Annotated in this window: 12 protein-coding genes; 7 read left to right on the forward strand and 5 right to left on the reverse strand. The window is 64.6% G+C overall.

The features are described 5' to 3' along the window. Positions 1–61: 61 nt before the first annotated feature. From CXR29_RS13155 to CXR29_RS13175, 5 genes are all read right to left on the reverse strand, one after another. Positions 62–1,126, reverse strand: coding sequence for a hypothetical protein (locus CXR29_RS13155; protein WP_127364755.1), 1,065 nt, complete (start codon positions 1,124–1,126; stop codon positions 62–64). 293 nt (positions 1,127–1,419) lie between these two features. Next, positions 1,420–2,292: a 16S rRNA (cytidine(1402)-2'-O)-methyltransferase gene (gene rsmI / locus CXR29_RS13160; protein ID WP_101554203.1), complete on the reverse strand. Its 873-nt coding sequence runs from the start codon at positions 2,290–2,292 to the stop codon at positions 1,420–1,422. A 128-nt stretch (positions 2,293–2,420) separates the two neighbouring features. Further along, on the reverse strand, positions 2,421–2,852 hold the full coding sequence (locus CXR29_RS13165; protein WP_101554169.1) for a DUF4190 domain-containing protein: 432 nt from the start codon (positions 2,850–2,852) through the stop codon (positions 2,421–2,423). A gap of 156 nt (positions 2,853–3,008) precedes the next feature. Beyond that, positions 3,009–3,470: a DUF4190 domain-containing protein gene (locus CXR29_RS13170; RefSeq protein ID WP_127364756.1), complete on the reverse strand. Its 462-nt coding sequence runs from the start codon at positions 3,468–3,470 to the stop codon at positions 3,009–3,011. Positions 3,471–3,666: 196 nt separating this feature from the next. Further along, positions 3,667–4,314: a DUF4190 domain-containing protein gene (locus CXR29_RS13175; protein WP_241241451.1), complete on the reverse strand. Its 648-nt coding sequence runs from the start codon at positions 4,312–4,314 to the stop codon at positions 3,667–3,669. 187 nt (positions 4,315–4,501) lie between these two features. Between CXR29_RS13175 and CXR29_RS13185 the strand changes: the two genes are divergently transcribed. The 7 genes from CXR29_RS13185 (at position 4,502) to CXR29_RS13215 (ending at position 14,222) form a co-directional block, all read left to right on the forward strand. Then, positions 4,502–6,592 carry a dolichyl-phosphate-mannose--protein mannosyltransferase gene (locus tag CXR29_RS13185; protein WP_241241452.1) on the forward strand — a complete coding sequence of 697 codons (2,091 nt, stop codon included), beginning with the start codon at positions 4,502–4,504 and terminating at the stop codon, positions 6,590–6,592. Positions 6,593–7,003: 411 nt separating this feature from the next. After that, positions 7,004–8,332, forward strand: coding sequence for an acylneuraminate cytidylyltransferase (locus CXR29_RS13190; protein ID WP_127364757.1), 1,329 nt, complete (start codon positions 7,004–7,006; stop codon positions 8,330–8,332). Beyond that, positions 8,329–9,216, forward strand: coding sequence for an N-acetylneuraminate synthase family protein (locus CXR29_RS13195; RefSeq protein WP_101594259.1), 888 nt, complete (start codon positions 8,329–8,331; stop codon positions 9,214–9,216). The genes CXR29_RS13190 and CXR29_RS13195 overlap by 4 nt, the downstream gene beginning before the upstream one ends. Positions 9,217–9,330: 114 nt before the next feature. Then, a complete protein-coding gene (locus CXR29_RS13200; RefSeq protein ID WP_127364758.1) occupies positions 9,331–10,326 on the forward strand; it encodes a glycosyltransferase family 2 protein in 996 nt (331 codons plus the stop codon). After that, on the forward strand, positions 10,323–11,783 hold the full coding sequence (locus CXR29_RS13205; protein WP_127364759.1) for a polysialyltransferase family glycosyltransferase: 1,461 nt from the start codon (positions 10,323–10,325) through the stop codon (positions 11,781–11,783). The genes CXR29_RS13200 and CXR29_RS13205 overlap by 4 nt, the downstream gene beginning before the upstream one ends. Beyond that, positions 11,780–12,781 (forward strand): polysialyltransferase family glycosyltransferase, encoded by a 1,002-nt coding sequence (locus tag CXR29_RS13210; protein WP_101554174.1) that lies wholly within the window; start codon positions 11,780–11,782, stop codon positions 12,779–12,781. Before CXR29_RS13205 ends, CXR29_RS13210 begins: the two co-directional genes overlap by 4 nt. Further along, entirely contained in the window at positions 12,768–14,222 is a 1,455-nt protein-coding gene (locus CXR29_RS13215) for a DUF6716 putative glycosyltransferase (RefSeq protein WP_241241453.1), read from the forward strand. Before CXR29_RS13210 ends, CXR29_RS13215 begins: the two co-directional genes overlap by 14 nt. Positions 14,223–14,297 lie beyond the last annotated feature (75 nt).

The following is a 14,297-nucleotide window of genomic DNA, read 5'->3' on the forward strand; positions in this document are numbered from 1 at the left end:
ACTCCGCTGACAGCACTGCGCGGCTCCGTACGACGGGAGGAGGAGACACCGAGAGACGGAGTCAGAGAACAAGCCTATTGCGGCACCGCCCACGGAGCTCAGGAGCCTGGTGGAACAGTTTCTCACCGAACTGCTTCGGCGACTGGACCTCATTGAACTTGAAGCGCACTACTTTGTAACCCATCGCCAGCAGACGATTGTGCTGCCGGCTCTCCTTGTTCATGAGGTCGAAGCCTCCATCGACATATTTCTGAGATCCGTCCACATAGAGAGCTACCTGGTCCTCACGGAGAAGGAAATCGAGTCTCGTCAGCAGACGACCCCCGTCGAGGATTTCGATCTGTTGGGCAAAGTCACTCAGTCCGAGCAGATGCAGATTGAACGCCGCTCGGCTTTCCGCGTAGCTTTCGGAAAGGGGCGACGCAAGCCTTGCCAGCTTGGACGCAACCTTCTTTCCTTTGGCCAGACGTATGATCGGCTCCAGAAAGAGGTCGATCTGCATTTGGGGAACATCGCCGAGCAGAGTGGGCGGATACCCGAGTCTGAAAATGAGGTCCTCGTCGTCGCCGAGCATACGGCGACGGAGCACTTGTTCCATCGCTGCGAATCCGGCAGCGTTTCCGAGTTCGCTTCGAAGGTCCAGCGCAGTGCGAACCGGGGTCGTCACCCGCAGCCCGGCAACAGTGCAGATGTCTTCCGCCGCGATCGTCCTGCGCCGACGCACCAGTTCACTGGTCCGCGTGCTCGCCGCCGGATGGAACACCGACACTGGCTGATCCGGCTCGTTGAACATCCCGATCCGGTGTAATCGCGCAGCTGAGACTCCGCATACGATGTCATCCGGGCGAAAGTGCGGATAGTGGATGATCTGCAGGCGTTTCAGATGTTCTTCATACCTGCGCGCCTGATCAGGTTCTCTGGTCAGGCCCGCTTCGTGTTGCTCAAGCCAGGCGATGTCCGTCGCGAAAACGGAGAACCGCTGGTGTGAGCTGACATTGCACCGTCGGATCACCGAATACACGCCTCGAGACAGCTTCTTCAGGCAGCAGTCCAACGCTCCTCTGATATCCGTCGTTGAGATTCCGACGTTCCGCAGGTCCTGAAAGTAAACGACATTGCTCTTCATGTCGCCACCATGTCGACATGCTGTCAGCGGCGACAAGACCCGATTCGAAGACTGTGGATACGACCCGAACGTCCACATGCGCAGGGTGGCTCAGTGAAGGTCGGATCAACAGCACGCTGAGCACGAGTCGCAACGCTGTTCCACTGCCCCTCACCGTCGGAATCGGTGGCTATTGACGCTGACGGCCCGGTTTGAGTCGAAAAGCACCTGTTTGAAACCGTGCTTTCTGACTCTAGGTGTGCCGCAGCAATCCACAACGGAAAACGTTCAAGTCACGGCCACGCTCGCCCACGTCACTCGCGGTGGAGCCAGGCCTCGTAGACATCGCGCTTGGACAGGCCGAACTTCTTCGCCACCTGCCCGGCCGCATCCTTGGCACGTACTCCGGAGTCGACCAGTGCGCTGACCTCGCCGAGGTGGTCCTCCGGAGCCGTTTCGACCTCGGTGGCGCCGGCGAGCACAAGGGTCAGCTCCCCGCGCAGTCCTCCAGCGGCCCGATCGCGCAGTGAACCGACGGTTCCGCGCAGAGTCTCCTCGTAGGTCTTCGTCAGCTCACGGCTGATGGCCATGGGCCGGTCGGCGCCGATGATCTCGGCGAAGTCGTCCATCGCATCGGCGATGCGGTGCGGACTTTCGAAGAAGACCACCGTCCGCTTCTCGGCCTTGAGCTCGGTCAGCAGGGTCTTGCGCTGCCCGGACTTGCGCGGCAGGAACCCTTCGAAGCTGAACCGATCGCTCGGCAGTCCCGAGACCGCGAGTGCCATGAGCACCGCGGACGGCCCCGGTGTCGAGGTGATCGGAAGTCCTGCCTCGGCGCAGGCCCTGACCACGCGGTAGCCGGGGTCGGATACGGCGGGCATTCCCGCGTCGGAGAGCAGAACAACGGTCTCACCAGCGGCGATGATGTCGACGAGTTCGGGGGCGCGGTGGCCCTCGTTGTGGTCGAAGACGCTGATGACACGCTTCGTGTGCGTGAGGTTGAGCCGCTGCGCGAGCGATAGGAACCGACGCGTGTCCTCGGCGGCGATGACATCGGCAGTTTCGATGGCCTCCCGCATCCGCGGGCTCGCATCGCCGAGGTTGCCGATCGGAGTCCCGACCAGGATCAGTCGGCCGCCGGTGAGGTTCGGACCGAATCTTGGCCCCGCGTCATCGGTCAGGTCGATGTCGTCGGACGGCGCCGCCTCGGCGAGGTTGTCGTCGGCTCCGTGGCCGGCCGCCTCCGTGGGGTCCTCGTCTGAGGCCGGATCCGCGTCTGAGGTGAACTCAGAGTTCGGATTCGAGGAATCCTCGGTCACGAAGCCCCTTCAGCAGCGAAGATCAGCGCGAACATCCCGAGGTAGAGGAGGATCATGAAGACCCAGAAGAGGATCCAGAGGATGGTGCCGATGTAGCCGACCCACAGAGCCGCGATCGCCATGCCGTCGCCGCGCTCACCGCGTTCCTTGATCTGCTTGCGGGCGATGTGGCCCATGATGATGCCGGCGATGCCGCCGATGAAGACCGACGAGATGACACCGAAGATCGAGGCGCACATGCCGACGATAGCCAGCACGTTCGTCGGCGGAAGCTGCTGGTACACATAACCGGGACCGCCGGCGTACTGCGCATTGGCCGCGTAGGCGTTGTTCTGGCTGTACGACTGGGCACTGTATGAGCTGCCCGCGTTCGACTGGGGCTGCTGGTAGTACATGTCCGGATTGTTCCAGTTGTTCTGGCTGCTCATAGCGAAGTCTCCTTGTGGTTGCCTTCAACGGTACAGAGTCGTCGGTGGCGGCAAAAGGTGGGGCGGTTACAGGTCAATCACAGTTGGGGATGCGGGCCGTGGGATGGGGTGCCGGTTCTGCCTTGCCGGGGCGGGCTCCCCCGAAGGGATGCGGCATCAGCTGACGGTTCCTCCTCCGGCGGTGATCGCCGCGCCGATCATGAGGGCGATGACGCCGAAGTAGATCAGCCAGAACGCAACCCAGAAGAGCACGCTCAGGTAGCTCAACCACAGCCCGGCGACGGCCATTCCGTTGCCGCGTTCACCGCGAGCTTTGATCTGCGAGCGGGCTATATGGCCGAAGATGATGCCGACGATGCCGAGGAGGAAGAACGTGGAGATGATCGAGATGAGGCCGAGCACCAGCGCGACGATCGACGAGGAGTTCGTCGGCGCCACCTGTTGGTAGACGACGACCGGAGCCCGATTTCCGTAGGTCACCGGCGCCTGAACCAAGGCAGGCGCGTGGACCGGTGCGGGCGAGTGAACCGGTGCGGGCGAATGGACCGCGACGGGGGCGTGGACCGAACCGTTCGATCCGGTGCAGGTGTTCCCGAGGGGCAGTACGCGAGTGTTCATGTCCGTTCCGTTCCGCTGGCTGTCGTTGATCGTCAGGTCTGTTCCGGGCCGTCTTCAACGGTTGGCCCGATGTCTGAGATCAACGCTACCCACGTGCGGCGAGCGCGGTGGCCGAATCGTGTTGCAGTCCTGCACCACGCGTTGCAGAACACCCCCGACGTCAAGGTCAACAGTTCCGCCCTTGACGGCGACCCGGTCAGCTGCCCGCAACCGCACCTAAAATGGCGAAGAAGCTGACTCCGAAGATTCCGACGATGACGAGAGGCACCACCAGTGCGAGCCCGATAGTCACATAGCCGATCACAAGTCCGGCAATGCCCTGTCCGCGGCCTTCTTGGCCCGTGCGTTTAATCTGAGACAACCCTATGTGTCCAAAAATTACGGCAAGAATCGGGGCAACCCCGATGATCATCGCCAATACGACGAAGATGAACGCGATGAGAGGAAGGATAGAAGTCAGTACAGCCAGCAGAATACAGATTAATTCGCCGACGACACCGATGATTCCCATCCACATTGACCACACGGCCATTCCATTCGACGCGGACCGAACCATCACCGGCGGTGCACCATACGTCACCGGCTGGCTGTAACCGCCCTGTTGAACGTAGCCATTGTATGAGTTGGGCTGGCTATAACCAGCCAGCTGGTTATTTGTTCCCGATTGACCGTAGGCCCTCGGCTGACTATATCCAGCCTGCCCCGAACCGTACTGGCCCGCGCCGGATCCATACTTACCGGACTGTCCCTGACCGTACTGCGGCTGGGATCCGTAGTTGTTGTTGAACTGCTGCGAGCCGACCTGGGGAGGGTCGCTCGGGCGGTAGTTGGGGTTGTTCGACACGTTGTGCACCATTCGCTCTGACTCCGGCTGTCTCCCACTACTCTAGTGATGCGCAGTGGCGAATGCCCAAGAATCCTGCTCAAGGTGCCGAACCTCATGCCCGGCCCGACTGCCCGTCAACAACCGCTGCCCTTCCCTGCGGGTCGTATGAGTGCTCCGCCCGCCGAGATCTCTAAACTGGACTCCGATGACACACACCGCAGACTCCCCGGCCCCCACCCGGCGCATCGCCCGCGAGCGCCTGGCGAGGAAACGCGAAAAGGTGCGTGCCGGCGCCGCTGCGATGCGCCGCGAAACCTTCCACGCCGGCATGTGGGCCACCCGCGCACCGCTGTGGATGTGGCCCGCCCTGCTCGTCATCACCGGAATCGGTGCGGCCCTGCGCTTCTTCCGCCTCGACTTCCCGCACCGCCTGATCTTCGACGAGACCTACTACGTCAAGGACGGCTACTCGGTCTTCAACTTCGGCTACGAACGCTCCTGGCCCGAGAACGCCGACGACTCCTTCAACGCCGGCGACCCCAGCGTCATCGAGCCCACCCCCGAATACGTCGTCCACCCACCCCTGGGCAAATGGCTCATCGGGTGGGGCATCGACGTCTTCGGCGCCGACGATTCATTCGGCTGGCGCTTCACCGTGGCGATCATCGGCACCCTGACGATCTTCTTCCTCGGCGTCATCGCGTGGAAGCTCTTCCGTTCGGCATTCTTCGCCTGCGTCGCCGCCGGCCTGCTCGCCATCGACGGCGAGCACTTCGTCCACTCCCGCACGAGCCTGCTCGACATCGTGCTCATGGCCTTCGTCCTCCTCGCCTTCTTCTTCATCCTCCTCGACCGCGAGCAGGTGACGAAGCGCCTGGCCAGCTGGACCCAGCGCACCGCGGAGATCGACAGCTTCGCACCGGCCCTCCCACAGCAGAATCCAGATCCCCTCGCCGAGGCGGCCGCCACTCCCCCACCGACCACCGCCGAGGCGGCCGTCTCCACCTCATCCTCCCCATCAAAGGTTCCCCGAACCTTCCCGACCGAACTCAGTGAGTCGATCTCTGCCGCCCCCGTCACCGAGGCGGCCCCGCCCACCGCAGCCGCCCGACGTCGGCGTCGGACCAGGTCAAGGGACGTGATCAACTTCGGGCCCCGCCTCGGCGCGCGTCCCTGGATCTTCGCGGCAGGAATCAGCCTCGGCCTGGCTACGGGAGTGAAGTGGTCGGGTCTGTATGCGCTGGCGGTGTTCGGGATTCTGCTCGTGCTGTGGGATGTGCATTCGCGGTCTCGGGCCGGGGTCGTGCATCCGTGGCTGGGGATGCTCATCCGCGACAGCATCCCGTCGTTCTGCAAGCTCGTGCCGATCGCGCTCGTGACCTATGTGGCGTGCTGGACGGGGTGGATCCGGTCGGATGACGCGTGGGACAGGCAGTGGGCTGCGGAGAATTTCGGCTGGTGGAGTGCGCTGCCGAAGTGGTTGGACTGGCTGCCGTCGTTGGCGCACTACCACTACACCGCGTACTCGTTCCACGTCGGGCTGGACTCGGAACATCCGTACATGTCGAACCCGTGGGGTTGGATCGTGCAGTGGCGGCCGACGTCGTTCTACTACGAGTCCTACGACAAGGGCGATATGGGGTGCACGGTCGCGAAGTGCTCGTCGGCGATCACCTCGGTGGGCAACCCTGTGATCTGGGGCTTGGCCGCGTTGGCTGTGCTCGTCTGCCTCGTCGTGTGGATCATCCGCCGCGACGTCCGCCCGGCCGTCATCCTCGCCGGCCTCGCCGCGACCTGGCTGCCGTGGTTCGCCTACCAGGAGCGGACGATCTTCACCTTCTACACCATCGTCATGGTGCCCTTCGTCGTGTTGGCCGTGACCTACTGTCTGACTCTGGTGTGGGGCCGGGTGCCTGTGAATGGTCGAGCGCCCGCTCATGGTCGAGCGCCCGGGGGCGGGCAGATGAGCGTGACCAAGCACGCGGCCGAGCACCGAGGCGATCCGCCGCCTGCTAGCCGTGGACGGTCAGCGTCGGCGTCGGCGGCCGACCGATCGCCGTCGGGGTCAGCGCCGTCGGCGGCATCAGCGTCGGCGACCGACCGCACGCCGTCGGCTCCCGCGGCGAAGCAGCGATTCGCACGGATCCCCGCGACCCTGTTTGCCAGGCGGCTGAGCGTCGGCCTGTTCCTCGTCGCGGCGATCCTCGCATTCGCCTACTTCTGGCCCATCTACACCGGCGAGGTCATCCCGTTCTCGGCCTGGAACAACCGTATGTGGAACATCACCTGGCGCTGAGTCGCTGACGTCGGCGCGCACCTGCGCCCCCCGCACTGGCGCAGCCACACCACGCCGCTGACAGCTGCGCGCCGAGCGTCAGCGGCTTTTGTCCCGAGCGTCATCGACTTTTGTTCCACTCGTCATCGACTTTTGATCAGATACTCATGTTCGAACCGGATTATCCGTCCAAAAGTCGATGAGACCTTTTCGCGCACCTGCACAAAAGTCGATGAGGCGCCCACCGGCTCTGCCCGCTCAGCACCCACCGCCCGCGGCCCGCCGGCACATCCGTCACAGGTTCGCCATCGCAGGGTCGCCTCGGCGACATGGCGTATTCACCTAGAGGTAACACCCCGTCGTTAGCGTCGAATCATTGTGAATGACCATTCGACGACCTACGAGCCCAACGCAACCGAGTTTCAGTCAGAAATGAAGCCGGCTGCGCGCACCACCGTGGCCGCGGACCAGACGGCAGAAAGCACCACCCCGGCAGGCACCACCTCCCCCACTTCCCACCGCACAGTCGCGATCATCCCCGCGCGCGGAGGGTCCAAGGGCATTCCGCTGAAGAACCTGCAGAAGGTCGCCGGAATCTCCCTGCTCGCCCGCGCCATCAACGCCGCCCAGGCCAGCCCGAGCATCGATCGCGTGATCGTCTCGACCGACCACGACGGAATCGCCGCCGAAGCCCTGCGCGCCGGCGCCGAGGTGGCCCACCGTCCCGCCGAGATCGCCGGCGACACCGCCACCAGCGAATCCGCACTCATCCACACCCTGTCGACCCTCGACGAGGACTTCGACATCACCGTGTTCATGCAGTGCACCTCGCCGTTCATCGACTCCGCCTCGATCGAGAACGCAGTGCGCACGGTCCGTGACGACCACGCCGATGTCGTCTTCTCCGCCGTCGAAGACCACTCCTTCCTGTGGCGCCTCGACGACGACACCCGGGCCGTGGCCGTCGGACACGAGGCCAGCTTCCGTCCGCGCCGCCAGGACCGTGCCAAGCACTTCAACGAAACCGGCGCGTTCTACGTCATGCGCACCTCCGGCCTCATCGAACACGAGCACCGCTTCTTCGGCCGCATCGGCATCGAGGAGGTCCCGCCCGAACACGCCCGCGAGATCGACGACATGTCCGACCTCACCCTCGTCCGCGCCATCGCCTCGACTCAGGAGACCGCCCAGGTCATCGACGTCGACGCCCTGGTCACCGACTTCGACGGCGTCCACACCGACGACGGCGCCTATGTCGACGAGGACGGAAACGAACAGGTTCGCGTCCACCGCGGCGACGGCATGGGCGTCTCCCGCCTCGTGAAGTCCGGGGTGCCCGTGATGATCCTGTCGAAGGAACGCAACCCGGTCGTCACCCGCAGGGCGGAGAAGCTGCGCGTCGACGTCGCCCAAGGCATCGACGACAAGGCCGGCATCCTCGCCGCATGGATCACCGCCAACGACCTCGACCCGGCTCGCGTCGCCTACGTCGGCAACGACATCAACGACCTCGAGGCCTTCGACGTCGTCGGCTGGCCCGTCGCCGTCGCCGACGCGCATCCGCGAGTCCTCGCCGCCGCCCGCGTCATCCTCGACCGACCGGGCGGACGGGGTGCGGTGCGTGAGGTCTGCGACCTCATTCCCATCCCCGCCGAGACGGCCGACCCCCTTCCGAATCCGACCCTGACCTCACTGCGGCAGCAGCCGCAGTTCACCCACCGCGCGGAGAATTCGCGTGCCAACCGAAAGCAGGTTTCATGACTGATCAACTCGCCCCCGTGGCCATCGGAGAGCACCTCGTCGGCCCGAACCAGCCCGTGTACATGATCGGTGAGATCGGCATCAACCACAACGGCGACGTCGACATCGCCAAGCAGCTCATGGATGTCGCCGTCACCGCCGGTGCGCAGGCAGTGAAGTTCCAGAAGCGCAACCCCGAGGTGGCCGTCCCCGAACACCAGAAGTCGAAGATGCGCTCGACCCCGTGGGGCGAGATGACCTACATCGACTACAAGCACCGCGTCGAGTTCGGCATCGACGAGTACACCGAGATCGACCGCTATGCCAAGGAAGTCGGACTCCAGTGGTTCGCCTCCCCGTGGGACACCGACTCCGTCGACTTCCTCGAGACCGAATTCGATGCCCTGACCTACAAGGTCGCCTCGGCCTCGCTGACGGACTTCGAACTGCTGCGCGCGATCGCCGCCACTGGCAAGCCCGTCCTGTGCTCCTCGGGCATGTCCGACTGGGAGACTCTGGACAAGGCCGTCGAGGTCTTCGACCGTGACAAGCTCGTTCTCATGCACGCCACCTCCACGTACCCACTGCCTCCCGAAGAGGTCAACCTCACGGCGATCCCGGCCATGCGCGAACGCTACGGAGTTCCCGTCGGCTACTCCGGGCACGAGCTCGGCCTCGAGATCTCGTTCGCTGCCGCCGCTCTGGGCGCCGTGACCATCGAACGTCACATCACCCTGGACTCCTCGATGTGGGGATCCGACCAGTCCGCATCGATGGAACCACGCGAATTCGCCTCCCTCGTCAAGGGCGTCCGCGTCCTCGAATCCGCGTTCGGCGACGGAGTCAAGCGCGTCATGCCGGGCGAGGAGTCGAAGATCGATTCGCTGCGCAAGGTCACGGCCTGAGCAATCGGCGAAGCCACCTCGGCGAGGTTCTTCCCCCGCCGAGGTGGCTCTTCCCTGTCCGCCCCACCGACGGTCGGGTGACCCGACCGTGACCGCACCTTCCGGAGAAGCACCGTGACCGATTTCGACTTGAGCATCATCATCCCCGCGAAAGATGGTGCCCCCTACCTGAGCACACTGTTCCGCTCACTGCGGCAGCAGGGCCCCGTGTGGGACCGCACTCAGCTGATCTTCGTCAATGACGGATCGAGCGATGAGACGCCAGAGCTGCTGGAGGAATTCAGCACGTGGTTCCCTCATTTCGAGGTGCTCACCAACCCCGAGGCAACGGGACTCGCCAATGCCCGGAACAAGGGTCTGGCATCTGCTCGGGGCGAACACATCATCTTCCTCGATGGGGACGATTGGCTGGCTCCGGGGCATCTGTCCTCGATGCTGGCGGCGGCGCACAGGCTCGGAGTCGATTTCATCCGCTGCGACCATACGACTGTGGAGGGGACCAAACGGGTGCGCAAACTCGCGCCGATGTCGGTCCGTGATGTGGCGTTGGACCCCAAGGTGGGGATCCTGCCCGTCTACGAATCGACGATGGTCGACTATCCGTTCGCGTGGGCAGGCATCTTCCACCGGCGAGTGCTCGAACAGGGGATCCTCCATTTCCCGGAGAACTTCATGACCGCCGAAGACCGGTCCTGGATCTGGCGACTGCACCTGCAGGCCGAGTCCTTCGCCGTCGTCGATGCTCCGGGAATCCTCTATCGAAGAGGGATGGCGGGCTCTCTGTCGCGGATCGTCGACATTCGACAGCTGGATTTCATCCGCGCTTTCGGACAGATCTTCGACCTCGTCGCCGCCGAACCGGACGCCGACCGGCTGTGGCCGAAGGCGATCCGCAACTGGCTGGCCATCCTCGACCATCAGATCAATCGTTTCGCAGCGTCGCCGGCGTCCCTGCGAAACCAGTTGCGAAGGGGTGCACGAACGATTTCGGCGAAGATTCCGCCAGAGTATCTGCGTGAGGAGTTCGTTCTGCAGAAACAGGGACGGCAGCTCAACGTCAGCAGCTACCTCAATGACGCACCTTCGTTAATGCTGGAGATGGTGAAGTGAAACAGATCTTTCTGGCCTCGACCCTGTTCGAGCTCGTCTGCTTGGCGGCAGGAATCGATGGCGGTGACTACGACCGGCCGGCGGCTCCGGCGCTGATGGGAACCGATGGATTCGCGCCCGAGGACACCCCGGCTCCGACCGAACGGATCCTGCTGGTCAGCAACAACGCCGTGGTCATGGAGCTCTCGGAATCCTTCGCCGATTCGCCGGGAGCCGCCTCGTTGATCGCCCGTTTCGATCGGGTCGTCGATCTCAACGAAGCGCTCGCGCCTCTGCACGTCCATCCGTCGTCGTGGCGACCCGATCATGCGGATCTGCCCGTTGTGGAATCGTATCTGCGCGTCCGCTGGGGTCTCGGCGACACCGACGAGATCGAACTCGTGCTCGAATCACCCCAGGTCAACCCGGCCATTGCACTCGGCCGAGTGTTCTCCCGGGCGACGATCAGGGTGCATGCCGACGGGCTGATGAGCTTCGGTCCGACCCGCAACCAGATTCCGCTGACGAACGGTCAGCGCATGTCCGTGCTGCATTATCTGCCGCTGGTGCCGGGAATCTCGCCGAAGCTGCTCCGCGAATTCGGCATCGCCCACCGCCCGCTGGGTGTCGAGTCATTCACCGGTGTGGTGCGCGAGCTCGGTGAGCATTCGGCCGAAACTCTCGATGCGGAGCTGGGAGAGATTCTCAGCACCGAGCCGTCGGGTACTCGTCCGTGGGCACTGGTCGTCGGCCAGTATCTGTCGGCGCTGGGACTCATCACCTCCGAGGAGGAGACGCAGCTGCACATCGACATGATCGAGGCCGCTGCCGCCCGCGGCATGGAGGTCGTGGTGTTCAAACCCCACCCGGCCGCTCCGCCGTCGCAGACGGGACCGCTGTTCGAGGCGGCACAACGACTCGGCATCACACTGCAGCTGTTCGACCTGCCCGTCATGGCCGAGGTCATCATCGATCGGCTGGCTCCCGACCTCATCGTCGGCGGGTTCTCCACCGCACTGATGACTGCTCGCCAGATCTATCAGGTGCCCGCCCTGGCTGTGGGTACGGATCTGCTGCTCGAAGCCATCGCTCCTTATCAGAACAGCAATCGCATCCCATTGACGATCATCTCCGAGATCTGCGACGGCAGCGCCCCGGACAAGACCGACGCGCATCCGCAGCTGGGGCGTCTGCTCGCAGCCGTCACCTACTGCATGGCACCGACGCTGTCGCACGATCTGCGTGACGCGGCAACAGACTTCCTCACAGAGGTCTTCGAGGTCAGCACAGGCCGCGGCGAGTCAGCTGACCGATTCAGTCGCTATTTCAAACGCCGACGCCTCACCGCGCTCGCTCTGCCGGGCAGCACGTCGAAGGCGTTTGCTCCGAAGCGGATAATCAAACGATCGGGAACGCTCGTGATCAAAGCGGTGGCAAGAAAACAACAACGCATCATGAAACGGATCCAACAGCGGTGACACCGAAGAAGAAGCGCCGGAGCGCCGTCGCTTTCGTCGAATCCCCACTGCAGTTCCTTTCGGCGCTCGAATCACATGAGCCGACGGAGGAGATGCTCATTCGGGCTCGGGCGAGCGCGAAGGGGATGACGTCCTTCCTCGACGCCTTCGACCCGGCCTGGCTGCCGAAGAATGTCCGCCTCGACCGTGACGGAGCGAAGCCGGGGCTGCTGCGCAAGACGGCCTTCGACCGGATCTACCTCGGCGATGCCTGCTCCGGTCAGGTGCACAGAGCCTTGGCGCTGGCGTATCTCGAGCGTCGCATGCCCGAGGTCGTCATCCTCGACGACGGTCTGGCCACGTATTCGGCGATCGAGATCCTCACGGCCAAGCGCGGTCCCCTCGTGCGGCCCCGGCAGAAGCTCAAGGCCTCACGCACGGTCATGGCCGCGCACGTCGCCGACCGGCTGCGAGGCCTGGCGACGGTGGGCAAACTGCGCTGGCACACCGCCCTGCCGGTGGCCAAATCGCTGCGCAAGGCGTTCCTCAAATCCGGCGGCGAGATCACCCGCCACCGGTTCGAACACCTCCAGACCCTGCCCACCGGCGGCAGCCACCCGCGCGACAACCCGGTCATCGGTTCGTCCCTGGCCGCCGACGGACTCATCGACGCCTTCGCCTACCGGGCCTGGGTCGATGAGATCATCGACGCTCACGGATCGATCACGTATTACCCGCATCGACGTGAGACCGAGGAGTTCCTCACCGACCTCGCCCAGGATGAGCGGGTGCGGATCAAGAACCTCGGTCTGCCGATCGAGCTGCGCCTGATCAATCTGCCGCCGAATTCGACGATCCGCAGCCTGCCGTCGACCGCGGCGGTGTCCCTGGCCGTGCTCAATCCGGACGTGACGATCGATGTCACCGAGATCCCCGCGAAGTGGTGGACCGGAGCCTCACCCGATAGTCTGCGACAGTCCCTCAACGCCCAGTCGGTCAAGGCAGATGACGATTCCTGAATCAGGCGACCCCCACTACAGTGGGCCGATCTTTCCGCCGTCGCTCTCCGACGTCCCGCCGCGGCCTTCGCATCTGACCGAGCGCACCCGCGCGGACGGTCAGTCGTCGCAGTCGACCCACCCGGACGGGCCGGTGTTGCCGCCTCGGCGATCGGCCGGGCTCGCCCCGATCCGCATTCTCTCGATCTCCGACAGCGAGTCCTACCTCAAGTGGGCGACCCAGCTGCTGTCGTCCCTGCCGGATGTCGAGGGGCGCGTGTTCCTCGTCGACAATCCGATCCTGCCGACCGACGAGCAGATCGCCAGCGCCGTCGCCGGCACCGACTGGGAACACCGCGAGGTGCCCGTCATCGCCCGGTCCGACCTTGCCCGCGTCATCGCCGACCACTCCCCCGACATCGTCCTCGGCGCTGCCACCGGCCCGATCGTCGCCCAGGTCTTCCTCACTGCGCATACCCGCACCGACAGGCCGGCGTTGGTCTCGGGGCTGCCCGGAATGGGCCTGCCCGCCAGCGGCAAAGGGATGAATTATCGTCGGCTGATGGATGCGTTCATCGCCCATTCCTCCGCCGAGGTGACCGCCTACACCGAGGCGAGCGCGCGGTCACAGGTGCCCTGCGAGGTGCTGTTGGCGCGCCTGCCGATGCTGCGCTCGGAGGGCATCCCGCACCTGACCGCATCCCCCACCGCCGAGGCGGCCCCACCATCGGTCGGCTCCCCGCCCTCCCCGGCATCCCCGCCATCCCCGGTCGGTGGCCCGCAGACCGGCACTCCTGCGCTCCCGCGCACCCTCGTCTTCGCTCCGCAGGCGAAGGTCCCGACCGAGCGTGCCGACCGCGAGGCGATCATCGCCGCCGTGGCCGACTTCGCCGACCGGCACCCGGAGTCGACGGCAGTGATCAAGATGCGCTCGCGACCCGGTGAGTTCGAGACCCATCACGAGCAGCATTCCTACTTCGAGATCCTCGACGACTTCCGCACCCGCGAAGTCCCCGGTGCGGCACGCATCGAGTTGGGCTACGGTCCCCTCAGCGACTTCCTCACCGACGACTCGGCCCTGGTCACAGTGTCGTCGACGGCCGCACTCGAATCCATCGACCGGGGCGTTCCGACCCTGCTCATCTCGGACTTCGGCTTCGATGCCGGACTGCTCAATGAGGTCTTCGAAGGCTCCGGCGCCACCGGCACATTGGCCGATGTCGCTGCCGGGTCAATCGGATTCCCTGACCCGGAATGGCTGACCGAGAACTACTTCCACCCTGTCGATGGACAGCTGCGCCGCGACCTCGGGCTGCTGGCGACCCGCGCGCAGACCGGTCAGCTGCCGAATCGGCGGGCCGCACTGCTCAAGCAGAAGCGGATGCTGCTCCGTGCCGAGCTGCGCACCATCACCCCGGCCCCGGTCGTCAGCGCCTACCGCAAGCTGCGTCGCACCCGCTGACTGCCGGCCGCGGCAGAAACCTCCACCGCCGACGCTCGGCTCCCCGAGAATTGGTCTCTATCGGATAGTCGGGTC

Origin of the sequence: Brevibacterium linens (assembly GCF_003999335.1) — a bacterium.
Lineage (GTDB): Bacteria > Actinomycetota > Actinomycetes > Actinomycetales > Brevibacteriaceae > Brevibacterium > Brevibacterium linens.

What these genes read in the sequence shown, in the direction of transcription:
- CXR29_RS13155 (WP_127364755.1), bottom strand. Translation starts at nt 1,126, where the DNA reads ATGAAGAGCAATGTCGTTTACTTTCAGGACCTGCGGAACGTCGGAATC.
- CXR29_RS13165 (WP_101554169.1), bottom strand. Translation starts at nt 2,852, where the DNA reads ATGAGCAGCCAGAACAACTGGAACAATCCGGACATGTACTACCAGCAG.
- CXR29_RS13170 (WP_127364756.1), bottom strand. Translation starts at nt 3,470, where the DNA reads ATGAACACTCGCGTACTGCCCCTCGGGAACACCTGCACCGGATCGAAC.
- CXR29_RS13185 (WP_241241452.1), top strand. Translation starts at nt 4,502, where the DNA reads ATGACACACACCGCAGACTCCCCGGCCCCCACCCGGCGCATCGCCCGC.
- CXR29_RS13190 (WP_127364757.1), top strand. Translation starts at nt 7,004, where the DNA reads ATGAAGCCGGCTGCGCGCACCACCGTGGCCGCGGACCAGACGGCAGAA.
- CXR29_RS13195 (WP_101594259.1), top strand. Translation starts at nt 8,329, where the DNA reads ATGACTGATCAACTCGCCCCCGTGGCCATCGGAGAGCACCTCGTCGGC.
- CXR29_RS13215 (WP_241241453.1), top strand. Translation starts at nt 12,768, where the DNA reads ATGACGATTCCTGAATCAGGCGACCCCCACTACAGTGGGCCGATCTTT.